Source organism: Paenibacillus sp. MAHUQ-45, assembly GCF_058133325.1.
Genome location: NZ_JBYUPV010000008.1, coordinates 35,225 through 59,581, shown reverse-complemented (window position 1 = coordinate 59,581; position 24,357 = coordinate 35,225). Strand labels below are relative to the sequence as shown.

At 43.9% G+C, this 24,357-nt stretch carries 22 protein-coding genes and 2 tRNA genes; 8 read left to right on the top strand and 16 right to left on the bottom strand.

From position 1 onward, the window contains the following. The first annotated feature begins 72 nt into the window (after positions 1-72). Together AC3Y23_RS17845 and AC3Y23_RS17840 are read left to right on the top strand one after the other, a co-directional pair. Positions 73-2,541, top strand: a complete 2,469-nt coding sequence (locus AC3Y23_RS17845; protein ID WP_379201370.1) for a beta-mannosidase — start codon at positions 73-75, stop codon at positions 2,539-2,541. A gap of 326 nt (positions 2,542-2,867) precedes the next feature. Beyond that, positions 2,868-3,515, top strand: a complete 648-nt coding sequence (locus AC3Y23_RS17840; RefSeq protein ID WP_379201368.1) for a FusB/FusC family EF-G-binding protein — start codon at positions 2,868-2,870, stop codon at positions 3,513-3,515. 250 nt (positions 3,516-3,765) lie between these two features. Here the strand turns inward: AC3Y23_RS17840 and AC3Y23_RS17835 are convergent. The 7 genes from AC3Y23_RS17835 to AC3Y23_RS17805 all read right to left on the bottom strand — a co-directional run bounded on the left by AC3Y23_RS17835 (position 3,766) and on the right by AC3Y23_RS17805 (position 9,033). Then, positions 3,766-3,849, bottom strand: a tRNA-Leu gene (locus AC3Y23_RS17835). 184 nt (positions 3,850-4,033) lie between these two features. Continuing rightward, positions 4,034-5,176: a cysteine desulfurase family protein gene (locus AC3Y23_RS17830; RefSeq protein WP_379201366.1), complete on the bottom strand. Its 1,143-nt coding sequence runs from the start codon at positions 5,174-5,176 to the stop codon at positions 4,034-4,036. Next, positions 5,158-5,832 (bottom strand): metalloregulator ArsR/SmtB family transcription factor, encoded by a 675-nt coding sequence (locus AC3Y23_RS17825; protein WP_379201878.1) that lies wholly within the window; start codon positions 5,830-5,832, stop codon positions 5,158-5,160. Before AC3Y23_RS17825 ends, AC3Y23_RS17830 begins: the two co-directional genes overlap by 19 nt. 73 nt (positions 5,833-5,905) lie before the next feature. After that, entirely contained in the window at positions 5,906-7,156 is a 1,251-nt protein-coding gene (locus tag AC3Y23_RS17820) for a CynX/NimT family MFS transporter (RefSeq protein WP_379201364.1), read from the bottom strand. Between the two features lie 193 nt (positions 7,157-7,349). Beyond that, the gene (locus AC3Y23_RS17815) at positions 7,350-7,913 is read right to left on the bottom strand and encodes a helix-turn-helix domain-containing protein (RefSeq protein ID WP_379201362.1); all 564 of its coding nucleotides are present in this window, start codon (positions 7,911-7,913) and stop codon (positions 7,350-7,352) included. 22 nt (positions 7,914-7,935) lie between these two features. After that, positions 7,936-8,358, bottom strand: a complete 423-nt coding sequence (locus AC3Y23_RS17810; protein WP_379201360.1) for an NUDIX domain-containing protein — start codon at positions 8,356-8,358, stop codon at positions 7,936-7,938. A gap of 210 nt (positions 8,359-8,568) precedes the next feature. Then, positions 8,569-9,033 (bottom strand): DinB family protein, encoded by a 465-nt coding sequence (locus AC3Y23_RS17805; RefSeq protein WP_379201358.1) that lies wholly within the window; start codon positions 9,031-9,033, stop codon positions 8,569-8,571. A 1,050-nt stretch (positions 9,034-10,083) separates the two neighbouring features. Between AC3Y23_RS17805 and AC3Y23_RS17800 the strand changes: the two genes are divergently transcribed. Continuing rightward, a complete protein-coding gene (locus tag AC3Y23_RS17800; protein ID WP_379201356.1) occupies positions 10,084-11,112 on the top strand; it encodes an NAD-dependent epimerase/dehydratase family protein in 1,029 nt (342 codons plus the stop codon). 189 nt (positions 11,113-11,301) lie between these two features. Here AC3Y23_RS17800 and AC3Y23_RS17795 read toward each other — a convergent pair whose 3' ends face one another. Beyond that, on the bottom strand, positions 11,302-11,466 hold the full coding sequence (locus AC3Y23_RS17795; RefSeq protein ID WP_379201354.1) for a hypothetical protein: 165 nt from the start codon (positions 11,464-11,466) through the stop codon (positions 11,302-11,304). Positions 11,467-11,731: 265 nt separating this feature from the next. Here AC3Y23_RS17795 and AC3Y23_RS17790 point away from each other — a divergent pair, with 265 nt between their 5' ends. From AC3Y23_RS17790 to AC3Y23_RS17770, 5 genes are all read left to right on the top strand, one after another. Then, positions 11,732-12,676, top strand: a complete 945-nt coding sequence (locus tag AC3Y23_RS17790) for a phosphatidylinositol-specific phospholipase C/glycerophosphodiester phosphodiesterase family protein (protein ID WP_379201352.1) — start codon at positions 11,732-11,734, stop codon at positions 12,674-12,676. Continuing rightward, on the top strand, positions 12,676-13,377 hold the full coding sequence (locus AC3Y23_RS17785; protein WP_379201350.1) for a response regulator transcription factor: 702 nt from the start codon (positions 12,676-12,678) through the stop codon (positions 13,375-13,377). Before AC3Y23_RS17790 ends, AC3Y23_RS17785 begins: the two co-directional genes overlap by 1 nt. Then, on the top strand, positions 13,352-14,659 hold the full coding sequence (locus AC3Y23_RS17780) for a sensor histidine kinase (protein ID WP_379201348.1): 1,308 nt from the start codon (positions 13,352-13,354) through the stop codon (positions 14,657-14,659). The genes AC3Y23_RS17785 and AC3Y23_RS17780 overlap by 26 nt, the downstream gene beginning before the upstream one ends. A gap of 155 nt (positions 14,660-14,814) precedes the next feature. After that, complete coding sequence (locus AC3Y23_RS17775) at positions 14,815-15,435, top strand: class I SAM-dependent methyltransferase (RefSeq protein ID WP_379201345.1); 621 nt, start codon at positions 14,815-14,817, stop codon at positions 15,433-15,435. Then, the gene (locus tag AC3Y23_RS17770; RefSeq protein WP_379201343.1) at positions 15,436-16,056 is read left to right on the top strand and encodes a DedA family protein; all 621 of its coding nucleotides are present in this window, start codon (positions 15,436-15,438) and stop codon (positions 16,054-16,056) included. Between the two features lie 78 nt (positions 16,057-16,134). Here AC3Y23_RS17770 and AC3Y23_RS17765 read toward each other — a convergent pair whose 3' ends face one another. From AC3Y23_RS17765 to AC3Y23_RS17730, 8 genes are all read right to left on the bottom strand, one after another. Further along, positions 16,135-16,671, bottom strand: a complete 537-nt coding sequence (locus tag AC3Y23_RS17765; protein ID WP_379201341.1) for an HXXEE domain-containing protein — start codon at positions 16,669-16,671, stop codon at positions 16,135-16,137. A 108-nt stretch (positions 16,672-16,779) separates the two neighbouring features. Continuing rightward, positions 16,780-16,863, bottom strand: a tRNA-Leu gene (locus AC3Y23_RS17760). Positions 16,864-16,883: 20 nt separating this feature from the next. Continuing rightward, positions 16,884-18,254, bottom strand: coding sequence for an MATE family efflux transporter (locus tag AC3Y23_RS17755; protein ID WP_379201875.1), 1,371 nt, complete (start codon positions 18,252-18,254; stop codon positions 16,884-16,886). A gap of 167 nt (positions 18,255-18,421) precedes the next feature. Then, entirely contained in the window at positions 18,422-19,327 is a 906-nt protein-coding gene (locus AC3Y23_RS17750) for a cupredoxin domain-containing protein (RefSeq protein ID WP_379201339.1), read from the bottom strand. Positions 19,328-19,369: 42 nt separating this feature from the next. Next, positions 19,370-20,308: a TIGR03943 family putative permease subunit gene (locus AC3Y23_RS17745; protein WP_379201336.1), complete on the bottom strand. Its 939-nt coding sequence runs from the start codon at positions 20,306-20,308 to the stop codon at positions 19,370-19,372. A 33-nt stretch (positions 20,309-20,341) separates the two neighbouring features. Further along, complete coding sequence (locus AC3Y23_RS17740) at positions 20,342-21,373, bottom strand: permease (protein ID WP_379201334.1); 1,032 nt, start codon at positions 21,371-21,373, stop codon at positions 20,342-20,344. A gap of 43 nt (positions 21,374-21,416) precedes the next feature. Further along, positions 21,417-22,610, bottom strand: coding sequence for a HupE/UreJ family protein (locus AC3Y23_RS17735; RefSeq protein WP_379201332.1), 1,194 nt, complete (start codon positions 22,608-22,610; stop codon positions 21,417-21,419). Positions 22,611-22,688: 78 nt separating this feature from the next. After that, on the bottom strand, positions 22,689-24,357 hold a 1,669-nt coding region (locus AC3Y23_RS17730), incomplete at its 5' end, for an S-layer homology domain-containing protein (protein ID WP_379201330.1).

Below are 24,357 nucleotides of genomic sequence, written 5' to 3'. Positions count from 1 at the left end.
TTCAGCTGATACGATAAATCCATCATACAGATATAGTACAATAAACTACTTCAAAAAGCAGGTGGAACGTAAATGCAAAAGTTAACACTTAGCGGTGTATGGCAGATGAAAAGAAGCGATGAGTCCGAATGGATCAAAGGTACGGTACCAGGTTCGGTTTATCAAGACTTGCTGCAGGCTGGTAAAATGGAAGACCCGTTCTTCAGGGACAACGAATATGAAGCGCTTGAGTTATCCAAGTTTGATTATGAATATACAAGAACTTTTTCAGTAGACAAGGAATTGCTTGACCATGATGTGGTCGTACTACGCTGCGAGGGCCTCGATACACTTTGCGATCTGTCTATTAATGGAACCTCTGTTTTGAAAGCGGATAACATGCACAGAACCTACGAGGTTGATGTTAAGAATGTGCTGGTTCCCGGGAACAATGTGATCCATGTTTATATTAAATCGGCAACCCTATATGCACTGGAAAAAGAACAGGAACAGCACCTGTCCAGCTGCGCCGATGCCGTACCAGGTATCTCCCATATCCGCAAGGCACACAGTATGTTCGGCTGGGATTGGGGTCCGCAGATTCCCGATTCGGGCATCTGGAGAGAAATCTCTGTCTGCGGCTACGACCATGGCCGTGTCAACGATGTATATGTCACTCAGACCCATACTGACAACAAGGTCCATCTGGACATCAAGGTAGATCTTCAGCATTGGTCGGAAGCCGAATTGAACCTGCGGGCCGTTCTGGAATCCCCGGATGGCAAAGTGTACGAACAGACGTCAATCGTCAGCCTTTCTCAGACCTCAATGGAACTGGTAATTACCGACCCACAGATCTGGTGGCCGAACAATTACGGCAGTCAACCTCTGTATACCTTAAAGGTGGAACTGTCTAGTGGGGCTAAGGTCATAGATGACAAGACACTTGCCATCGGACTCCGGACACTGACCGTCAAGCAGGTTAAAGATACCTGGGGCGAGTCCTTCGAGTTTGAAGTGAATGGCCGCAGCATCTTTGCCATGGGCGCAAACTATATCCCGGAAGATAACGTCTTTGGGCGGATTAACTTTGAACGTACCGAGAAATTGATCAAGAGCTGTGTGGCAGCCAACTACAACTGTATCCGGGTCTGGGGTGGCGGCTATTATGCCGATGATTACTTCTATGATCTGTGTGATCAATACGGATTGATTGTATGGCAGGATCATATGTATGCGTGCGGCAATTACGATTTTACCGACGAGTTCAAAGACAGCATCACACTGGAAACGATCGATAATATGAAAAGAATCCGTCACCACGCCTCCCTCGGTCTGTGGAGCGGCAACAATGAGCTGGAGTATGCCTGGGCTTATTGGGGCTGGGGAGAACGGTACGGCGAAAAGCTGAAACAAGACTATCTCAAACAATTCGAAGAATACTTGCCGGAGCTGTCCAAGTCACTAGATCCCAATACGTTCTACTGGCGCTCCTCTCCTTCTTCCACTGGTAACTTCGACGACCCGAACAATGAGAACATTGGGGACATGCACTATTGGGATGTATGGCACGGACGTAAGCCAATCACGGAATTCAGAACGCTGTTCCCGCGCTTTATGTCAGAGTTCGGATTACAGTCGTTCCCGTCGCTTAGAACCGTGGAGTCATTTACACTCCCAGAAGACCGGAATATCTTCTCTTATGTTATGGAGTCCCATCAGAAGAACGGCACTGGCAATGAGAAGATTCTGTACTATATCAGTGAATACTTTAAGTACCCTAAAGACTTCGATAACCTGCTGTATGTTTCCCAGCTTATTCAGGCGGAAGGCATGCGTAATGGGATTGAGCACTGGAGAAGAAACCGCGGAAGATGCATGGGCGCGATCTACTGGCAGCTGAATGATATCTGGCCAGTCGCATCCTGGTCCAGCTTGGACTATTTCGGTAGATGGAAAGCGGGACATTATGCTGCCAAAAGATTCTTCGCACCGGTTCTGGCCTCTGCCTGTGAAGAAGGAACTACTGTCTCGTTGCATGTCACTAACGAAACCTTGAACGAAACTACTGGACACCTAAGCTGGCGCCTCCTGAACACTCGCTCCGAACTCATCCAGAGTGGTGAGCTGCCGGTATCCGTAGCTGCCCTTTCCACGCAGGAGATTACCAGCCTGGATTTCGGTTCTGTATTGGACACCAAGCAGAAGCTGAGAGAAAGCTATCTGGAATTCAACTATCACGTCGACGGCCAATCGGTAAGCAGCGGCAGCGTGCTGTTCGTAAAATCCAAGCATTTTAATTATCTGGACCCACTCATCAGCACTTCTGTCTTGGAGACGATAGATCAGTTTATCGTTGAAGTTAAGAGCGAGTCGCTCGCCAAATTTATCGAACTCAGCTTAAGTGATGCGGATTCTCTTTGGAGCGATAACATCTTTGACCTATCCACTACTGCTACCAAAACCGTCACTGTGCAGAAAGACACCCTGTCGGAGCCATTGACACTAGAAGCCTTTAAAGAGCAGCTTACTGTTCGTAGTTTGTTTGATACATTTGAATAAAAATTATAAGAGGGTCGTAAACCGCTGTAAAAGCAGGTTTACGACCCTCTTGTTATAGTATACTTCGGCCCTTTCCCGTGCAGTTTTTGTGCCTTTCAACCTCATATGCTATACTTTTCTCAGTATTTGCGACAGGGGGTTGTATAGACATGGCAACGCAGAATTGCTCATTAGCTAGGGTGTCCTCATGCAAAGCCTAATACTAGGGCGATACTTTGTGTGAGGTGCGATAGAACAGATTTCTTCGCCCAAGCTTAACATTATCGTTTCTAATAATGGGCTTTGCACCTTATAATTTTCCATTAAAAATAAGGGGCTGAAAAGCTATGAATACACCATTCATTAGAAACCACCAATATAACGTTATCAAGAAACAAAGTGAATTCCTTCAAAACACTCTGCGAACCGTCGCAGACCGTAGAGTCTTGGAGACCGTAAGATTTCGTGCCGCAACGATCGTTACTGAAGCCTTTCCTTCTCTTACACAGGAGCAGCAGCAGATGCTGGAACAAATCTCGACCTTGGAGTCGGGCTATGATTTCCAGAGATATGTTAGCGCATTAGAGCCTTACCTTGAGTCATATCCGACGATTACGCTAAAACAAATTCAGAAGCTGTTCCCTAAGACGAAGAAGCTGAAAGCACCGGACCTGTCATCCATCGATTTTCGATTTGTGACGTATCTGAGCTGGATCGATATTGCTGCGAATAAATTATTCATTGTATATCCATTCGAAGGGCAGTTCATTGGGATTGAGGGAAGAATTACGCCGACACACAAGAGCGGATATTGTCTGTTCTGCAATCGGCATCAAGAGCTTGCTTTCTTCTCGGTCAAGACCAAGCCTGCGGGTGCTTCGCCGGATAATTATTCTGCGGTTGGTCAATACGTATGTATGGACAATCATAAATGTAATGGGATCATTACCGATACAGAATCACTGGAGAAGTTCATTCTCTCAGTTCGCAAATAGCGCTTGATTGTAGAAAAGGTTGCTCGCAAGAGCAACCTTTTTTTATACGCTTAATAAGATACGCTCTTTAACGGTTAGCATGGATAACTGTGCCACGGTATATGAACTTAGAATATATTTATACTCATTTGGATTACAGTTCAAGGATCTCTTCAGCACAAGCTATGAGTAATACTCTATATTTTCAAAAATATAAAAAAGCTCGTAAATCGCTACAAGAGCAACTTACGAGCTTCTTCTCTAACTATGATGCGGTCGAGAGGACTCGAACCTCCACAGTATTGCTACCACACGGACCTGAACCGTGCGCGTCTGCCAATTCCGCCACGACCGCATATTATGATACGGCGACCACAACCGCCTGTACATAAGACTATACGCCTTTTTCGGATAAAATGCAAGTCTTTTTTCGAAAATCTTCTACTCTTGCCACGAGCTAATCAGAAAACAGGTCATCCCCCCGTGTTGAACCAAAGGAATGACCACAATCTCCTGCCAGAAACGATATGACAGCTGCTTTAATTGGTTATTTGGAGCCGCTGGTTAAACAACGCGATGACTTCGTCTATTTCTTCTGCCGTAGTATATCGGCCCAGACTGAAGCGGATCGCCCCTAAGCCCTCATACTCAGTGATGCCCATTGCACTTAATACCGGGGATAAGGTGGTGTTCCCTGAATGGCAAGCCGACCCGGTTGATGCCGCAATTTCAGGGAATTTCTTCAGGATCTCAGTGCCGTTCATCCCCAAGAAGCTAACATTCAAAGTATTCGGTAAACCCTGATTGATATCACCATTGAACCGTATGCTATTACCAAAGCTGGATCGTAGACCTTCCTTCAACCTATCCTTCAGGTCACGGATCGTATGGCTCTTCGCATACTCCGCAGCCAGTTCGGATGCTTTGCCTAGACCGGCTATATAAGGAACGTTTTCAGTTCCAGCTCGCTGACCCGCTTCATGACCTGCACCTTGAATAAAGGATGAAATAGGTGTCCCTTCACGGACATATAGGGCACCAATCCCTTTAGGCGCATATAGCTTATGTCCAGCAATCGATAATAAATCAACACCTAACTGATCGACATCGATGGGTATTTTACCAAAGGATTGTGCGGCATCTGTGTGAAAAAGAACTCCGTGAGTCTTAGCAATTGCCGATATTTCCGCAATGGGTTGAATCGTTCCGACCTCACTATTGGCGTGCATCACAGAAATAAGTATCGTTTCCTTACGAATCGCACGCGCAATCTCATCAGGAGATACACGCCCCTCGGCATCCACCTTCACATAAGTCACCTCTGCTCCGAGTGTCTCAAGAAAGGCGCATGGATTCAAGATCGCTGGATGTTCAATGGCTGTTGTAATGATATGATTGCCGCGCTGACGTAACGCAAAGTACACCCCTTTCAGGGCATGATTATTAGCTTCCGTCCCGCCGCTTGTAAAAATCACTTCGTTGGATATTGCCCCGATAGCCGCAGCAACCCTGCCTCTGGCTACCTCAATGGTATCTTTAAGCGATGCGGAAGCCCAATGCGTTGAAGAAGGATTCCCGTAGTGCTGTTGCAAATACGGCAGCAGTTCCTGCAAGACTTCCGCAGCAATGGGGGTACTGGCGTTATAATCCAGGTATATTGGATTTACTGGCTTTGTTGCCATTCGTATACCCCTTCCTCCAAGCGGAACGCTGTAAATCCTTCGCGCTGCATTTTTTCCACAGCCTGAGTTGAAAAAATGCAATAGGGACCTCGGCAATATGCCGCAATCTCAGTATCCTTGGGAAGCCCTTGAAGATAAGTATCCAGTTCCTCCATCGGTACGGAAATCGCCCCAGGAATATGACCTGCTTCAAACTCTTCTGCCGGACGAACATCGAGTAGAATAATGCTCCCGTTTTCGACCTTGTTTAATGCCTCTTCCAGTGAAACGGTCTGCAAATCCTCATAGTTGTTCATAAAATTCATTTTAATCCGCGTAATTTCTGCAAGCTGACTTTCAGATAAACGCCATAAAGAATTTAAAAAGTCTAAAATTTCAGGGTTAGCCAATGTATAGATGACAAACGTCCCCTGCTTAGTATATTTCACCAATCTGGCATCTAATAAAACTTGAAGATGGCGCGAAACATTCGCTACGCTCATCTCTGTTCCTTTAGCCAGCTTCTCTACCGACTTGGGACCCTGAGATAATAAATGCAGCAGTTCCAGGCGTTTATCACTAGACAGGCATTTCCCGATACGAGCGAACTGTCCATATAACTCATCCTTAAACTCTCTTACCGACGGCTCTTGAGTCATCTCGCCCACCCCTATCATATTCAATAAATTATTTGAATTATAATAATGAGCAGCCTATTCGTCAAGTGGGTTCTTAATCCCGCAAGTTTTCTTATTGATGTGAAGAACCAATTTTCCGATCTCTCGCTGCACCCAAGCCAAAAATAAGGAGCAGCACGGTTGCGCCAACCAGAATCAGAAGCGGCGTTGTCCAGCTATGCGTCACATCATGCAAGTAACCGAAGAGCATCGGACCTGTTGCCGCCAGCAAATAACCGACGGATTGAGCCATACCAGACAACTCTGCCGCCTGATGAGCATCCTTAGTGCGGAGCCCAAAAAACATCATCGCCAGACCAAAAGCGAAGCTACCACCGATCCCCACCAAGATGACCCATAACGCAATTAAATGGACGCTTCCATAGAGTAGACCGAGAATGCCAGACATTATAAAAATAAACGCCATTATAATAAGTGGACGCTGATTAGACATCCGTCCTGCCATAATTGGTACAATAAAAGTAAAGGGAAGCATCGCCAATTGCAGAATCGATAACAACCAGCCGGATTGGCTCGAGCCAATGCCCTGCTGCAGCAGAATCTCTGGCAACCAGGCGATCACCACATAGAACACCATAGATTGCAAACCCATATACAAGGTCACTTGCCAAGCCAAGCCAGAACGCCACAAGCTGGTCTGTTCACCGGCCACCGTATTATTCTGAATCGTACTTGCCCCGTTTTCTTTTCCCTTCCGTTTCCATTGTGGTACCCACATTACAATAGAGATAAAGCTCAGAACGCCCCAAATCCCCAGTGCCCCCCTCCATCCAAGTCCTGCATTAACGGCAAGCGGGATACTGATTCCGGAAGCGATGGCACTCATCAAATTCATCGAAATGGAATATACACCTGTCATCATCCCTAGCCGTGCGGGAAATTCACGTTTGATCAGACTGGGCAACATTACATTGCACACAGCAATAGCCAGCCCAAGCACAATAGTTCCCGCATATAAAGTGATCACCCCAGGAACAGACCTTAATACAATACCAAATGTAAGACAAATCACAGCAGCCATAATCAGCCGTTCCACGCCAAATTTACGACCTAACCGGGGAACCCATGTTGAAAATAAAGCAAACGCAAGCAAGGGCAATGTCGTAATCATCCCTGCCATTGTATTGGAAATCTGTGTGCTGCTGCGAATCAGTCCCACCAAGGGACCTACCGAACTGAGTGGAGTCCGCAGATTGGCCGCGATAAAAATAATTCCTATAATCAAGGTCAAACCCGCTGTGCGCCGGGCAGTTAGACCTGATTCTTTATTCAGTCTTTCATGAAGCTCATTCGATAAAGCCATGCTGTAACCCTCCTAATGTATTGTTAGCTAGATTCTGTAATCTAATGAACCACATAAATTATAATATACTTATAATTAAATAAAGTAAACTATAATATATTTTTAAATAAAATTTAGCATACCAAAAACCCTCTATCCTCAAATAGATAGAAGGTCATTGTGGTTCTTATGATTACGTCACAGCCCCTGAAGACTACAGCTTGTATTTTAAAATAATATGAAGAACTACTTCATCATCCGAGTGGTTAACATAGGAATGCTTACCTTCTGCATTAAAACTGATGGAGTCATATTGATTCAAGTTATGCGCTTCTTCATTCACGTGAATGGTAATGCTCCCGGACATGACGGTGACAATTTCTGTTGAGTATTGGTGATGTGGTTCCGGAAAGTAGGAACTATGCGGCTGCAGATAGGCCCGGCACATCTCAATTTCATTACTGGTGTTCTGAAAGATGGGCTCCACAATCCAGGTTTTCTGTTCACCTGTAATCCTTAAGCCTTGTCCAGCTCGGGATATTTGCGATTTATTCTCTGTTGAGAACAAAGACATGAGCGGAATTGAGAGGCTTTTGGATATTTTCCATAACAGTCCAAGGGTTGGATTGGTCTCACCCCGTTCTATATTTCCAAGGGTCAGCTTACTCACCCCAGATATTTCGGATAGCTCCTCCAGACTCAAGCGCTTCTCTTTACGAAGTTTTTTGAGGCTACCGCCAACCTGTAGAACAATTTGCTTGGGATCATCGGCTTCCATTTGTATTGTTCAACCTCGCTTTCTATTGTACCACTGTGCTGCCTTCCAACTGTTTAAGCGCATAATCTGTGGTCATTGTGATCTTATTCGGGAGATCCTGGATAGGAAACCACTGTACTTCCTCTAACGCATGAGGTTCTTGATTTTGTACATCCCCAGAGACGATCTTAGCCAAAAATGTTGGAGCTACATAGTGAACATCTTCCGATGGAATGATGTGATTCGTCACACACAGTAGTCGTTCAATTTCGATTTCTATTCCTAACTCTTCCCGAATTTCACGTATCACAGCGTTTTCTATTGTCTCCATATAATCGACTTTGCCACCGGGTAAACTCCAATGCCCAGCTTCAGGTGGTTTTTTACGTAACACTAGTAAGATGCGATCATTCTCATCTCTTATAAGCGCGCCTACACCGACTCTTGGCCGTTTTTCTGTTTCCATTACATTTCTCTCCTAATTTCACATTAAGCTTATTATAGCGTATTGCGATACTTAAGCTATATATCAGTACAGGAATACTATATAAATGTTAACGCAAAAAACAGGGTCTTCAAATTACTTAGTAGTAATTCAAAGACCCTAGCACTAACCATTAAAATGACAGTATCGATACAATCATTCTGAGATCTATACTATTTTTGCCCCTCGTTTTTACAAAACTCTTTCTACTTGTGCTCTGTGATGATGATCATGACGTGTCATTTCAACAATAAAATCTTTTAGCACAAAAGGATTTCCATCTACATCATTGTACACATTGGTGAAGGCTTCTTCTGAGATTGCCTGAAGATCTTCCAAAACGGCTTCTCTTGAGGAGATTAGATCAGTAAGAATTTCATCCTTTGTTTTACTTAAAGCCCATTCCCCTGCTTTTCGATTGAATTCTTCGATCTCCTCAGCATTGGATAATCCTAATGGACTATTATGCAAAATGGCGCGAGTAACCTCATTATGAATATACTTGTCCCACAGTACAATATGGCCGACGACCTCCTTTACAGTCCACTTATCCGGACCCAGAGGTGTTAGCCATGACTGTTCTTCATACTTACTAAGATTTTTTGCAAAATTGATCCATTCTCCATACCCTAAAATAACCTCATTTTTCGTGCTCATCGTAAACCTCCTGCATATTTCTCTTACACCCTTTACTGGCTCTTGCCAGTTCACCATCATACTCCTTAAAGTGGACTTTAAGTCAATGTTATTTTTTGCAAGCCAGAAATAATATTCAGGCTTTGGTCTACTATATAAGTTGAACTAAAGATCTTCACGTAAGACTTGATCATCACTGCGGCGAATGTTTGGACTTCCGGTCGCTGTTGTCCACGTATTTCTTTGACTAAACTACTTCTAGCGCTTGAACTCTGGGCACACTACTATACATTACAAAAGCAGTGACTGCCTCATGTGGCTTATACACGAACACCGTATAAAATGCACTTAACTGAGTATGCACTAGGAATTTATTGGGAACTTAAGCTGAGACTGAACTGGGAACTCAACATCTATTCAACGGTTAAAATAACGGCATTTTTGTACCTTATATTGATCGTTTTAGAGTAAAAAAGGAAATTAGGAGCATTTTTGTACCTTATTTCCTCACTTATTCCTCAAAAGGGGATGTATCGTAAGAATTAACATACAAAAATGCCCTTAATTGAACTTTTCCTTCTTTTGTAGATAAATTAAGGTACAAAAATGCTCTTATTTATGTATTCACGAGGCTGGAAGCAAACCGACGTTGAGCCAAGAGCCAGCGAACTCCTCCCATGTCACTCAAAGAATTAGACAGGGGGACGCAGCCGCGAAAGGATTCGGTCAAGCGCTGTCGTTTGGACCTTGACTTCTTGTGCTGTAGTATCCGAGGGGCGGCAGTCGCTTATTTACGCAAGTCTATTTTTCTCCTGTTCGCTCAGGCACCCGCATGTATCCCTAACGAAAATAATCAAATCCAAGCAGGATACCTCTAGTATGGACGAGAATTTGTGAACTTATTAGTGATGTATAACTTATCACTGTCCAGCTATATATCTACTTAATAATAAAATAAAGTTTGACTTAAAGTCGACTTTAAGCCTTAACATTATATTGATGAAATACAGTAACAATGATCAGGAGATTATATTAGTAGCATTCAATTTTATTGAGAGGGGATACGTAAAAATGGAACTAAACGATAAGATTGTCATTGTTGGGGTAACAGGTTACATCGGCGCATGGGTTGCCAAGAAGTTAACAGATATGGGTTATACGCAGATTGTCGGAACATACCGAAATGAAGCAAAAGCACAGCAGCTTCAAACGATGTTGCCAAATATAAACTTTTACAAAGCAACCCTGGGTGATACAGAAAATTGGCGTGAAGTGTTAAATGGAGCAAAGTGGATTTTTAATCAGGGGAGTGCCTCCAGTCCAAACGACAAAACGTTTAAAGATAGGGGCCACACGAAAGAAAAAGGAATCCGCATGCTCTTACAAATGGCTGTTGATACAGGCACTGTCAAAAAGATCGTACACACCACCGCAGAGTCAACCATTGCTTATGGCAACGATGATCTATCAAAAACGACGTTTACTGAGGATGACTGGACCAATGAAAACAGGGAAGGCTTGTTCGACCACAACATGGTTTCAAAAACAATGGAAGAAAAAGCAGCCTGGTCGTTTATCCGCTCCCCTGAAAATACAACGAACATAATCATGACCACGATCCACCCTACGCATGTTATGGGACCAAGCTTTGTGCCTTGGCACAATGATATGATTTATGCCATGCTTCGCGGCGATAGAGCTATGGCAGATTCGCAGCTGTATGGGGTTGATGTGCGCGACGCAGCGGCAATGAATATTGCGTTGATGAAATCGACTGAAGCGAATGGGACGCGTCATTTCGCCTCTGCATTTAAATCAACTTACTCTACCCTTATGGATTTGATTAAAAAGCATTTTACAGATGAGCAGATTAAAGCCGTGTTAGGTCATGCTGCCCGGATTATCCCTGGCGAAGACGCCGCAGATTTATTGAGCTATTGTCATTCAACGTCATATTATCAAGATATGGTACCTCGCATGTTAAACCGTGTAGTGTACAAGACTAACTACCCTGAAGTGTATGCTTATGAGTATACAGAACCGAGTGCTACAGTCATACAAGCCATGGAAAAGATGTTGCAGGATAAAAACAGAGGATAACATGTTATCGCAAAAAAAGTGTAGCCCCCCCATTGGGAAAGGCTACACTTTTTTTATCATTACTTGGGAAAAATCATCATAAATAGATCGGTTCTAATAGTGAGAAGCTACTCATCTGGGACGACATTATCCATAATCCAGCTATCCAGCTATCCAGTTTCTCAGACCCGAAGAAAAAATTATTGTGCCTTAATTTTTCTCTATTATAACAAGTGAATAAACCGTACCCCCGGCTTCACCTCCAGACATGGCACTCTGGCTGACCACTTTCCATCCCCCTTCTAACAGTTGATTCAATTCAGTCAGGTTATTCCTTTTCTCGTTAAAATAATGAACAACAAAAGCCTTTTGCATGAAATACTTCCCTCCTAAAAAGCTTAAATATTTTTTTCAAAGTGCCTCTTTTTCTGTTCTAAGCGGTTATGCATTCATTTCGACATTAAGCTGATCAAGACCTCTATTCCTTGCGTTTCCGGATAGTGAATAGGGCCTCTCGTCTAGCTCCTCCTCTATTCATGCTATAATAATCTTCATAATTTCATTCGTTTTTTCTCCACCTGTCCTTTATCTCAGCCCTGTAAGATGACTTACATCGGCATATGAAAAAGGAGAATTACAGATGGATAAGAAAATAATGAGTGCAGTATTGTTAGCGTTTTGTTTGATCTGGTTAGGATGGGGAATCGTTTGGTCTGGATGGAACGGGCAGATTCCTGCACAAACTATAAATGGTTGGGAAAATAACAGATTAATTGCCCACGCTTTGGGCGGAATACAAGGATCGAGTTATACGAACTCCTATGATGCATTTATAACGAACTACAATAAAGGATACCGCCTGTTCGAAACAGATCTTTTGCTAACAACAGACGGTGAGCTTGCCGCTAGACATGACTGGTCCAAAAGACTACAGCCAGATCTGTCTGGCCAGACTGGTCATTCCTTAACTAGTTCGCAATTTGAAAGCTCTCTTATAGACGGCAAATTCCGCCCCCTCCTATTTAAAGATATTCTTCATTTAATGGTGAAATATCCTGATTTCTATCTGATTACAGATACGAAGGAAATGAACAAACAGAAGATTCAGCAGCAATTTTCTACTTTAGTGGAACAAGCGAGGAAGGTTGACGCCTCTCTCCTGAATCGAATTATTCCTGAAATCTATAGTCCGGAAATGTACGATACCGTCATGAACATCTATCCTTTTCCCAATAAAATCTATTCCCTGTATCAATCCGGGGCATCTGCAGCAAGCATTGTGAATTTTGTAAAGGAAAAACAAATTTCAGTGGTGGCAATGCCCACCTACCGTGTTCTTATAAATCCTAATCTGGTTTATGCATTAAACCAACTCAATGTACAAAGCTACGTCCATACCGTTAATAATCCGGGCGTTATGAAATTAATGTCTCAACTAGGCGTACACGGGTATTACACAGATTTAGAAACACCCCCAAACACGCTGGAGGATACATTTTCCAAGCCTGCTAAGCTGGTTTTCGGGAAATACATCCAGGAAGTACTGGGAACGATAAGTAGTATAATAATGAAGGTGGCAACATAATGGCGATTAATAATATTCTTATTGTGGATGATGAATTGGAAATCAGAGAAGCGCTGGTCATTTATTTGAAAAGCGATAGTGTGGATGTGTTTACAGCGTCCAATGGGTTAGAAGCGCTTGAAATATTGGAACAAGAAACCATTCATCTCATTATCATGGATGTCATGATGCCACAGATGGATGGCATTAAAGCAACATTCAAAATTCGTGAAAATAAAAATATACCGATTATTCTGCTCTCCGCCAAATCGGAAGCGAACGACAAAATCATAGGGCTTAATGTAGGCGCTGATGATTACGTTACCAAACCGTTCGACCCGCTGGAACTGATCGCAAGAGTCCGGTCCCAGCTCAGAAGGTTTACCAATTTGGGATCTTTTCAAATGAGTGAAGGCGAGGAGATTCTCCAGGTACGGGGGCTTGTCCTGAACAAAACTTCAAAAACTGTAGAAGTAGACGGCGAAGACGTTCGGCTCACGCCTAAGGAATATAAAATTCTGGAGCTGCTGATGGAGAACAAAGGAAGAGTCTTTTCCATTGTAGAAATCTACGAGAGCGTGTGGAATGAGCCTATTTTTGCCTCTGATAATACGGTCGCTGTACACGTACGAAACATTCGCGAGAAAATTGAGATTAATCCCAAGGATCCGAAATATTTAAAGGTGGTGTGGGGAATTGGGTACAAAATCGAGAAAAAATAACGGGATTAGTGCTTTATCTCTTGATCTCCGGGTCATATTAGGTACGGCGATTTTATGGATCGTGGTTCAACTAATTGATCGATTCATCGGGTGGTTTTACTGGAGTCCTCTTCTATTTAGCCTGTTCAACTATGTTTTAGCTGCTATTATTATCCTGATTCTTGCAGGCAAAGGCTACTTCTTTTTTGGTAAAAATGCTCCGAAACAGGTCAGTATGGTATCTATTTACTTGGACCTTCTCAGGAAGTATGCTCAAGTCTGGAAAGGCATTTCGGTAGATAACCGAATTACACTGAAATTGGTTGTTTTATTCCTTTTAACAGCGATTGCAGGTATTTCTGTGTGGCGAATCATTAGCTATTCCCCATTTTATGAATTGTTTATCTGGATACCTTATCTCGTTTTGTATATTTTGATTGTCATTCCGCACAGTCTACACAAGGTTATTCAGTTGATGCAGATTGTTAACGGCACGAAGGAAATTGCCCAAGGCAACATTCAATCTACAATCCCAGTTCAAGGAGAAGGCGTATTTCCCAGACTGGCAGGATACATTAACAACATGAAGATCGGCTATCAAAATGCCCTGGAGGATCAAATCAGAAGCGAGCGTTTAAAAACGGAGCTGATTACAAATGTATCGCATGACTTGAAGACTCCATTAACATCTATTATCAACTACATTGATTTGTTAAAAAAAGAACAGCTTGAGTCGGATAGAGCCACTTCCTACGTTGATATTCTGGACCGCAAAGCTCTTCGGCTTAAACTATTAATTGAAGACCTGTTTGAAGTGTCTAAAATGAGCAGTGGCACCGTTGAACTGGATATTCAAACGATCGATGTAGCAACATTATTAACACAAGCGATTGCCGAATTCAGCAGTAACTTGGGCACCTCTCTTGAAGTAAGAGAAAAAATAGCCAAACCCCATATCTATGCCGAATTGGACGGTAATAAAATCTGGCGGGTATTTGAAAACCTGATTGGGAACGCCAAAAAATACTCTCTTCCAGGTACAAGAATTTACATTTACCTTGATGAATCTGAACATCGTGTTCTGCTTAAAATCCAAAACACAGCTTCTTATGAAATTGATTTTCCCGCTGACGAGTTATTTGAACGCTTCAAAAGAGCGGATGAGTCACGTCAAACTGAAGGTTCCGGGCTTGGTCTGGCTATTGTGAAAAGCATTATTGACCTGCACGGCGGTGAGATCAGAATCGAAATCCATGGCGATCAGTTTAACGTTCTTCTTGAGCTACCCAAAACGAGATTATAAAAACAGTAAGCCCCTTCACTTCCACGAGAAGTTGAAGGTTTTTTTTCGTTCTTAGATATTAAAAAAATCTTCAAACAAACTTTAGATTTCCCCTTATTTGATCTTTATTTTTATTGCTTATGATGGAGGCATCAACAAGAAAGAAGGATAACACTATGCACAGAAACCTCCATGACGCCTTACTATTTTTTTATAAATTTCTTCGTATGCCTATGCAGGTCGGCAGCATTACTCCAAGCTCAGCTTATCTGGCCAAAAAAATGATAGAGTACGTACCCTGGCAACAAGCCACGGCAATTGCCGAGCTTGGGGCTGGCAGCGGCGCGATTACGCAGTACATAGCGTCCGCTAAGTCAAGACACACGCAAGTTCTTTTATTTGAGAAAGATGCTGAACTCCGGCAAAAACTGACTGAGAGATACCCAGGATTTCTGTGTTATCCCGATGCAAGACATATGGATATTGCCCTACACCAACAAGGACTCCAAGACGAGAAGTTGGATTGTATCTTAAGTGGCCTGCCGTTTTTTAATTTCCCTCAGCAGCTACGTGACATTCTAATGGAACAGATTAGTACGGCACTGAAGCCCGGTGGACTGTTCATTGCGTTTCAATATTCCCAGCAAATGAGAAAGCAACTGCACCAGCAATTTGAGATAGAGCATGTACATTTCGTACCACTCAATATGCCTCCTGCCTTCGTCTACGTCTGCGTAAGAAGCCCTCTCCCCTTCCCGCAGACTCACATCTTTTTTTACAAAAGGAGCGATCTGTAAATGAACTATGACACGCTTGTATCGCTTATTGGACAGTTTGGCTATGCTGCTCTATTCCTTGCCCTATGGTTCGGGATTATCGGTCTACCGATCCCCGACGAAGTCATAGTCATGACCGGCGGCAGCGTTACCTCAAACGGTATGCTCCATATGTTTCCTGCCTTCATTGTTACCTACTTGGGAGTCATCTCGGGACTATCGCTTGGTTATGTACTTGGCCGCCTGCTGGGGGCCCCTGTACTGGATAAGCTTCGACGTAAAAAGAAGATGGATAAGTACCTTTCATCCTCGGAAAAATTGATACAGAAGTACGGCAGCTTCTCGCTCTGCATCGGTTACTTTTTCCCGGTCATCCGGCATGTCCTCCCCTATCTTATGGGTCTCAATAAAATGTCGTCCCCTCGCTACGCCTTACTCTCTTACACAACCGGGCTGATATGGACGACGATTTTTTTCATGCTGGGACGGAGTGTAGGTAGCCATGTCGAGGAAATTGGTCATTTACTTTACCGGGACGGAATTTGGGTGCTATCGGCGCTACTTGTTGCTCTAACCCTGTATCTCATCATGCGTGTTACTTTTACAAAACGAAAGAAAGTAACAAAAAATGTTGAAGGTTAAAGACCAAGGATGACATGTTAACGCAAAAAAAGTGTAGCCTACCTATTGTGGAAGAATACACTCTTTTTTGCTCGCCCATTAATACTGCTCTGATTTTGTCAGCTTCTTACCAATGAAATGTAGCAACCTAAGGAATGGGAAAAAGAATATGATAACAACTAAAGCGGAGTATACAATATCGGGGAACACTAACAAATGGTTGCGTATGAAGTAATCTATGCTTAGAACACCATAAGGAAGAAGGAGAACAACACTCGTTACAACGCCTGGTGTCCATCTTCTTAAATATAACGACACTCCGATATGAAAGAAGGCATGCAGAAACAATCCTAGACTTAACACAATGTAAAGAAGGAAAAATTCATACTCATAGGCCAAAAAGGTGGCTATCGAAAAGATAACAAATAGGACGCCAACAGCTGCTGAGAATTGTGGGGCTGTGAGAGCTGACATTTTTCCCACCCTTGATCGGAGGGCATTAGGAACCTTTTTCAAAATATCTTCTCTATTTCTGTGAAGCCAACCTGGGATCGGAATGATTTCTTCAAAATCATGAAGCATAAAAATAATTGGTAGCAGCCACAAAATACTAGTGTCACTAATAAAATTATTCATTTGCTTATCCCTTCCTTACGTTATTAGGTTCTTATTACATTAATTCCGAATACACAAAAAAACTTCTTGAATCGTCATAAGACACAATCAAGAAGTTCTTCGTTGTAATGCGGTCGAGAGGACTCGAACCTCCACAGTATTGCTACCACACGGACCTGAACCGTGCGCGTCTGCCAATTCCGCCACGACCGCAAATTATGTACTGGCGATCATCACCGCCTGTACATAAGACTATACTCGCTTTTCAGGCAGAATGCAAGGATTTTTTTATTAAACGGGATAAATAATAGCAGGCCCATCATACAGGTGATCACTTCGGTAACCGTCATCGACCAGATAACACCGTGTAGTCCAAACAGGGAATGTAACAGAATAATGACCGGTATATACAAGACACCTTGTGTGATGGACATAATCATCGTGGGCAGGCCTTGACCTGTGGCTTGAAACACACTTGTGAACAAACCTGTAAAACCATTAAACAATGCGGATATGAGCATCGCTACTACAATATAGGTCCCTACTTTCAGCACCTCTGGATCATTGGAGAAGAAATGGATAACAGGCTCTCTGAAGAGATACACCAAGCCCACGAATAATATCGACATTCCGCCAATATAGAGCGAAGCATAGGTAAACCCTGTTTTGAATCTGCTAATATTTTTACTGGAATAATTATAAGCGAAGAATGGAATCAGGCCTAGGAACAATCCCATGGCGAGGAACTCCGGCACCTGGGCAATCCGTAGCGCCAGACCGAAACCGGCAACAACGCTGTCTCCATACAGTATGGAATAGTTATTGAGCAAAAGTGTGCTGACAATAAGGAAGCCAGCTTGCAACAGCTCGGATAACCCGATCTTGTAGATTTCCAACTGATCCTGAATGGAGATTTTAAAAGACTTCAGGAACCCTCGCAGATACTCGCTCTTCTTTTCCAAGTAATAGATATAATACAGCACGGACCCCACATTAGCCAAAACCATTGCCAGCGCCGCTCCGGCTACATGCCATTTCAGCACCAGTATAAATAACGGGTCGAAGATCAGGCTCAGCGCCGTACTAATGAATATGCCATACATTGATTCCTTGGAGGCCCCTTCAGACCGTACCAACTGCTCCAAAGCAAAATTAAGAACAACGACGAACCCTCCGGCAAAAAGAGTCAAGACATAAATTTTGGTATAGGCCAGAGTAGCAGCATCCGCACCAAGTAATTGAATAATGGGATTCACCAGCAGAAAAGCTAGGAATGCAATCAGCAATCCGGCGATGATACTACTATAGAAGGTATAGCCAGCAATTCTCTTCCCCTTCTCCATCTCTTTCTCCCCGGCCAAGCGTGTAACAAAGGTTCCTCCGCCTACTCCGAATACATTACCAATGGCCATCAACACGGTGAAAATCGGCAGGCCCAGGGTGATGGCTGACAGCATGCTTGTGTTATGCAGCAAGCCGATAAAATAAGCGTTAATCACGTTGTAAATCGTACCGACCGACATCCCGATCATCATGGGAATGGATAAATGGGTGATCGCTTTACGGACAGGTGCAGCTTCGAGATAATATTGATTATTCTCCATTTCATTCTCTTCCTTCTTAATAAGGTATTTAACTGTTAGAATTCTATCTTTATTCATAATATAATTGTTAGAATTTGAATTGTCAATCGTCTAACTATAAATAAAAAAAGCCCGTATACGCCTCTATGACGTGCCTACGGACTTTCTCCATGCCTTGCTTAAGCAGACTATGGATTGTTTATGTTATTGGTTTTCTCTGCTGCTTTGACGATGAAGGTCCCTGTGTAATTCTTGGTGGGGATTTCTATCTCATACGTACCCGGCTGAGGATTGCTGAGTAGCAAGATGTTCTCTCCCTCTTTCAGCTCTACGTTAAAATTCAAATCCTTCGAAACGAGCGTTAGCCCTGTTCCTACAGACCCTTTGACATTAACGATGGCCTTGATCATTTTGGCGGCAATAAATTCAGTAGTCTTAGGAGTAATCCCTGCTTCTGATACCTCAATCGTCGCCACCTGCATATCGTTCTCCTCATCCAATACTGCGGTCTGCGATATGGGCTGACCAATAGAACCTACAGCAATTCGGTCATATTGCAATAGCAGCCCTGCCACGACAATGATCGTAGCTGCTGCTAACAAAATGGTGCTTGCATAGGTAGGCTTGCCTACTGTTTTCTTGGACGTGTTTGCTTTCTTCGCTTTCGGACGCGGCTTGTTGATCAATGCATCGCCTATTTTTTGCACGAGGAAGGAACACAGAATGAACAGAACGACCCCAGACAAAACAACTCGTCCTGAAGTAAAGAATAAGCTTCCCAGCACGGTCCCTAATGTACCGCCGATGACACCAGAAAGGATACTATTAATCACAGATTGCCAGCCAAAAGGGAATCCTAGAGCCGCTCCCGCAACAGCGGACAGCAATGCGCAGATCAGTATGGATAGCACTAGCCCGTAATCAAAGGTTTGGGCCCCGATCACTCCGGCTGCAAGTCCTGCAAGAAGAGCAAAAAGCGAAGCTAGTATCATGCCGCTCTTCCCAGTCAGCCCACTCTTTCTTTGCACCAAAAAATAAATATGGTAAAGCGTAATTAGCAGAATTAACACTAGACCGCCTGTATTCAGCAGCATAACACATTCACTCCATCTTTAATCTATTCTTGCACTATAGACTCACAGCTTAGAGGCAAAATCCCAGTCTGGATAAATATAAGGAATCTCTGGTCCAGTCGAAGGGCTGATATCCGTGACCATGATTTTTATTTCAGTCTGACCATGATGGGTTGTCTTATCAATGGTTCCTGTGAGCTCCACCCATGTGTCATTGGCAAAATTGCTTGCTTCCTCACTCTCGGCAACAATTCCGTAAGGAGTAATATCGGCGATACAATGCGTCATAGCCATTCTATTAATGATAAACTGGTTCCCTTGTAATTCATCTTCCCGAGAGATAAAGCCTTTGATCTTAATCGTCTTGCCTTCAAAGTTATCCGCAAAAGAATTCAGCGCCTGCAGCCTCTCGATAAACCACTGTTCCTTCATCTCAATGATATCTTGCTGATACAAGAGCATGCCCAACTTGGCATAATCCCGGTTGTACTTGTCCGACTTAAACCGTTCCTTTATTTCTGGAGATTCCGATCCGGCAAGCCCAGCCAAATCCTCAGGGATACTACTGCTGGTAGCTGTTCCCTCTAGTTGAAAGCCTCCATTCTTAATAAGAGAGCCGGCAAAAGCCTGACTAGGCAAAAATGCACCCAGCATTAGCGGCAAAATGAATAGACCATACATGATCACATTTTTCAAGAGTGATTTGGACGGCTCATGGCTATGCCCATGATGATCATGCTCATGATCGTGATGATGACTATGATCGTGGCCATGGTCATGATCATGAGCACAACTACAAGCAATCACAGGCTGAGTACGGGAGCGAATTAGAACGTAAAGTTGAAAAAGGGTGAACAGGAATAGACCAGCAGCAGCGAGCTCCGTGTATTTTACCAGATGTGGTGCGATATAAAGCAGAATTTCACCCGTGAGAGCCAGATAAATCATGTAACCGGTGAATCCCATAAGGATAAGCAGTTTTAATGAATCATGTACCAACATGCGTGTTTTTCCCAATTCGGATCCCTCTTTCTATTACAGCAACAGTTTCTCAAGCAGCCAAGTGCCTGCATAGACGAACACAACCACCAATGCGCTATATACGACCACAAACCGAGATTTGAAAACGGCTGTCATCATCAGTACACCCTTCAAATTTAGCATTGGACCAAGCACCATAAATGCAACCAATGCTCCCCCGGAGAAGCTAGTCGTGAACGATTGGGCCACAAATGCATCCGATGTCGAACAAAGTGAAAGCAAGAAGCCCAGCCCCATCATTAGTAAGTTCGCACTTCCCTGTCCATGGCCTAATGCCGCCAGGCTCTCTTTAGGAACGAATGTCTGTAGCAGGCTAACCAATAATGCGCCGAACATCAAATATTTACCCATATCAAAAAACTCGCTGATCGAATGGTGCATGACCTCCAATAGCCGTTTCCTAAAAGAAGAACGCGCAACTAAAGTATTACCTTCCGAATGAGCATGATGGCTGTGACTTCCATGTGAAGAAGCGCCACTGTGTCGCAACTGATCTGGATGAACAAAACGATAGACAATCAATCCTAATACAAGGGCTACCAGAAAAGCTAGTCCCATACGGGAATATGCGAGTTCCGGTCGGTTGCGAAACGCCGTAAATGTCGACCAGAAAACGATTGGATTCAAAATAGGCCCTACCGCAATAAACGTAGTCGCGACATATAATGGCATCCCTTTCTGAATTAAACGACGAACCGCGGGCACCATCCCGCATTCGCAAATAGGAAAAATGATACCGATCACGCTTGCTGTGATGATTCCTAAAACTGGATTGCGGGGAATCATTCGCTTAATCGTCCCCTCTGATACAAAAACCTCCAGCAGCGCTGAAATAATCACCCCGATGAGAATAAACGGCATCGCTTCGATAATAATGCTGACAAACATCATTTTAAATAACTGTAGCTTGGCGTTTTGCAGCAGCGCTCCAGGCTCTTGGGTAGAAAAGAAATAGAGAATGAGCATCGTCACCAATGAGAGTCCCAGCACGATATAACTATTCCACCTGGATGACTTATTTCGCATTACCGTCTCTTGCACTATAGCTTCACCTTTTTTCGTTCATGAATTAGAAGAACAAACGTTGAACCAGCCAAATACCACCGAGTGCAAAGGCCAGTGTTGAGCATCCCAGTACCGCCCGTCTCGAATATTTCCAACGATGCAGCAGTGCCAGAAGCGGCAAAAGGATAGCGACCAAAATCAGTTGAACGGTCTCAATACCAAGGTTGAAACTAACTAAATCAACGGCAAGCTCACTTTTTACAAGGTCCATTTCTTTAAGAATATCAGCAAAGCCCATCCCGTGAATGAGTCCAAACAGGAAGGTCAATACCCAGCGGTAGCTGACACGCTCACGGACCATGTTATCAACAGCAACAAAACAAATGCTAAGCGCGATCGCCGGCTCCACAATAATGGAAGGAACATTGATGATGCCAAGCACGGTCAAGGTTAAAGTAATACTGTGTGCAACGGTGAAGGCAGTGATCATCGCTGCATACTGCTTAAAGGTTTGTCTGGCGATCAGTAGCGAGAACAGGAACAATAGATGATCATAACCAGACAAGATGTGGTTCATACCCAGTTTGAAAAACGATACCCAACCAGAAACCGACTGCTCAGCATCTTCGTCAGTTGTCTGTCCCGCTGAGGATGAATTGTCGGCAACACTAGACTGTACCTGTTCGCCATCCTGCTGCAAATTTGCATACTCTGTGTCAGTGAGCTGCATTGCCCATACCCGGCTGCTGCCGGATAAAGCTGCGGTGCTCTTTTGTTGACCATAATTGATCGTGATCAGATCCACATAGTTCTCAGTAGCCTTATTATTCATGTACAACCGATCTGTCAAAGATATCGACTGAGCCGGCGACACCGCTGGAAATTTTAATTTGATGATGGCTTTCGTGGCATCACCTTTACGATCCATGACCATACTTTCCACTTGTGTCCAAGCCTGTGGCTCGTTATTTATTTTCAAAGTGATATCCTGCTCAAGTAACTTGAGGAATTGATCTTTGATAGCTTCGAATTCCTGTTCATCCAGCATTCCATTTCCATCTGTATCGCCACCAGCCAGCTCGATCACGGACAGCTCATCAATTGAATAAGTCATTTCAGTGTAGGATTTGGTCAGATTAAGCGTAGTATAGCTGGCACTATACGCATGTGCATCGGCTTGCTGATTAAACGGAAGTATTAGCAGTAATATTAATGCGAAACAGATGAATAATTGACGTGCTCTTTGAAGCCTGGGCATGATTTTCCTCCTCTTAAATAAACAGGATGCCATTCAAAAGAAGGGCATCCTGCTTTCCATCCTGTGCCTCTATAAAAATTAGTTGTTCAGCAGATTATAGATGACTTGCGCCGCTTCGGCACGGGTTGTGATTCCTTTCGGATCAAACTTGCCAGCCGCGCGTCCTTGAATCAGCTTGTTCGCTGAGGCCGCATTAACAAATGGTACGGCCCAAGCAGAGATTTTAGCCTCGTCGGTAAATGAAGTAGGATTATTCACGGTTACTTGACCATGAACCACTTCATATCCCCGCATCAACATGGTCACCATTTCCTCACGGGTAATTTGTGCATTGGCATCGAAGAGGGTCTGGGTCTTGCCTTGGACAATGCCCGCTTTGACAGCGATCGCTACTGCCTCGGCATACCAATCGCCGTCCTTCACATCTGTGAATGCCAAGGTTCCTTTATCCGTAAGATGGAGCGCCCGGATCAGCATCGCAGTGAATTCGGCACGAGTAACCTTACGTTCCGGCTCCAATGTGCTGTCGCTGGTTCCGTTCACCAGTTGTTTAGCTGCAAGCTCTTTAATCACGTCTGCCGCCCAATGTCCTGCCGGAACATCCACGAATGACTTGGTATATTCCAGAACGGCATATTTACTAAAGTGAGTAAGCTTGGCTGTCATATACCCGTTGGCATAAGTGCCTCCCACATACTCAATTGATCCGCCATCAGAAATGTAGAAGATTCCTGCCAGCTTAGGATTCGTATCTGCCGCAACCTTCAGCTGGATCGTAATTGGCTGATCGAATTTCGACAGATTAATCGACTGGCCGCTTGCTGTCTGAATCGAAAGAGTCAGCTCATAGATATCGCTGCTCAGTTTCAGGCCTGCATGGGCTGTTTGACTGCTGCCGTTGATTATGCTGACTGCTGTTTCATTACTCAAAGGCGACAGCTTCAACGTAACCGTACTGTTCTGCTGCTCTTCTGTCGACAGCTTGCTGAACAGCTGCTTCAGCAGCTCAGACGGAACGGTTAACGTAATTGCGTCAGATTTGATTTGCAACGCATTTTGCTTAATCAGATCTGCTGTATTTCCTGGAAGACTTATTTCCGTCGTTTTCGCGGGAACTTCGACGGTCGTAACCCCGTTTGCACTATTGTTTAGGTCAGCGGAGGATACTTTGTAGCTGGAGTTAGCGCCAGAACCATTGTCAACAACATTACCAGGAGTGGTATTGCCGCTTGATCCATTAGAGCCACTGCCATTGCTTCCTGTACCTGGGTTGCTGCCTTTACTATCTTTATCTCCGCCGGAAGTGTCCAGTTTAGTGACCGTCACTTCGCTCGTTGCTTCGAATTTACCATCTTCAGTTGTTACTTTGATGGTGGCTGTTCCTTCCGCAATAGCAGTAACTTTACCGCTGGCATTTACGGTTGCTACTTCAGCATTGCTGGTGCTCCATTTTACAGCCTTATTACTTGCCGTATCAGGAGTTACGGTCGCCTTAAGCTCGTCGCTTTCTCCAACCTTCAGATTCAGCGTTGCTTTATCCAGCGTCACACCCGTTACTGGTGTATTTTCTCCACTGGAATCTTTCGGTGATACCGTTACTTCGCTTGTTGCTTCCAATTTACCATCTTCAGTTGTTACTTTGATGGTTGCTGTTCCTTCCGCAATAGCAGTAACTTTACCGCTGGCATTTACGGTTGCTACTTCAGCATTGCTGGTGCTCCATTTTACAGCCTTATTACTTGCCGTA

Bases quoted from the DNA above. Each gene is read 5' to 3' on its own strand.
- AC3Y23_RS17845 (WP_379201370.1), top strand. From the start codon at position 73: ATGCAAAAGTTAACACTTAGCGGTGTATGGCAGATGAAAAGAAGCGAT.
- AC3Y23_RS17840 (WP_379201368.1), top strand. From the start codon at position 2,868: ATGAATACACCATTCATTAGAAACCACCAATATAACGTTATCAAGAAA.
- AC3Y23_RS17830 (WP_379201366.1), bottom strand. From the start codon at position 5,176: ATGGCAACAAAGCCAGTAAATCCAATATACCTGGATTATAACGCCAGT.
- AC3Y23_RS17825 (WP_379201878.1), bottom strand. From the start codon at position 5,832: ATGATAGGGGTGGGCGAGATGACTCAAGAGCCGTCGGTAAGAGAGTTT.
- AC3Y23_RS17820 (WP_379201364.1), bottom strand. From the start codon at position 7,156: ATGGCTTTATCGAATGAGCTTCATGAAAGACTGAATAAAGAATCAGGT.
- AC3Y23_RS17815 (WP_379201362.1), bottom strand. From the start codon at position 7,913: ATGGAAGCCGATGATCCCAAGCAAATTGTTCTACAGGTTGGCGGTAGC.
- AC3Y23_RS17810 (WP_379201360.1), bottom strand. From the start codon at position 8,358: ATGGAAACAGAAAAACGGCCAAGAGTCGGTGTAGGCGCGCTTATAAGA.
- AC3Y23_RS17805 (WP_379201358.1), bottom strand. From the start codon at position 9,033: ATGAGCACGAAAAATGAGGTTATTTTAGGGTATGGAGAATGGATCAAT.
- AC3Y23_RS17800 (WP_379201356.1), top strand. From the start codon at position 10,084: ATGGAACTAAACGATAAGATTGTCATTGTTGGGGTAACAGGTTACATC.
- AC3Y23_RS17795 (WP_379201354.1), bottom strand. From the start codon at position 11,466: ATGCAAAAGGCTTTTGTTGTTCATTATTTTAACGAGAAAAGGAATAAC.
- AC3Y23_RS17790 (WP_379201352.1), top strand. From the start codon at position 11,732: ATGGATAAGAAAATAATGAGTGCAGTATTGTTAGCGTTTTGTTTGATC.
- AC3Y23_RS17785 (WP_379201350.1), top strand. From the start codon at position 12,676: ATGGCGATTAATAATATTCTTATTGTGGATGATGAATTGGAAATCAGA.
- AC3Y23_RS17775 (WP_379201345.1), top strand. From the start codon at position 14,815: ATGCACAGAAACCTCCATGACGCCTTACTATTTTTTTATAAATTTCTT.
- AC3Y23_RS17770 (WP_379201343.1), top strand. From the start codon at position 15,436: ATGAACTATGACACGCTTGTATCGCTTATTGGACAGTTTGGCTATGCT.
- AC3Y23_RS17765 (WP_379201341.1), bottom strand. From the start codon at position 16,671: ATGAATAATTTTATTAGTGACACTAGTATTTTGTGGCTGCTACCAATT.
- AC3Y23_RS17755 (WP_379201875.1), bottom strand. From the start codon at position 18,254: ATGGAGAATAATCAATATTATCTCGAAGCTGCACCTGTCCGTAAAGCG.
- AC3Y23_RS17750 (WP_379201339.1), bottom strand. From the start codon at position 19,327: ATGCTGCTGAATACAGGCGGTCTAGTGTTAATTCTGCTAATTACGCTT.
- AC3Y23_RS17745 (WP_379201336.1), bottom strand. From the start codon at position 20,308: ATGTTGGTACATGATTCATTAAAACTGCTTATCCTTATGGGATTCACC.
- AC3Y23_RS17740 (WP_379201334.1), bottom strand. From the start codon at position 21,373: ATGCGAAATAAGTCATCCAGGTGGAATAGTTATATCGTGCTGGGACTC.
- AC3Y23_RS17735 (WP_379201332.1), bottom strand. From the start codon at position 22,610: ATGCCCAGGCTTCAAAGAGCACGTCAATTATTCATCTGTTTCGCATTA.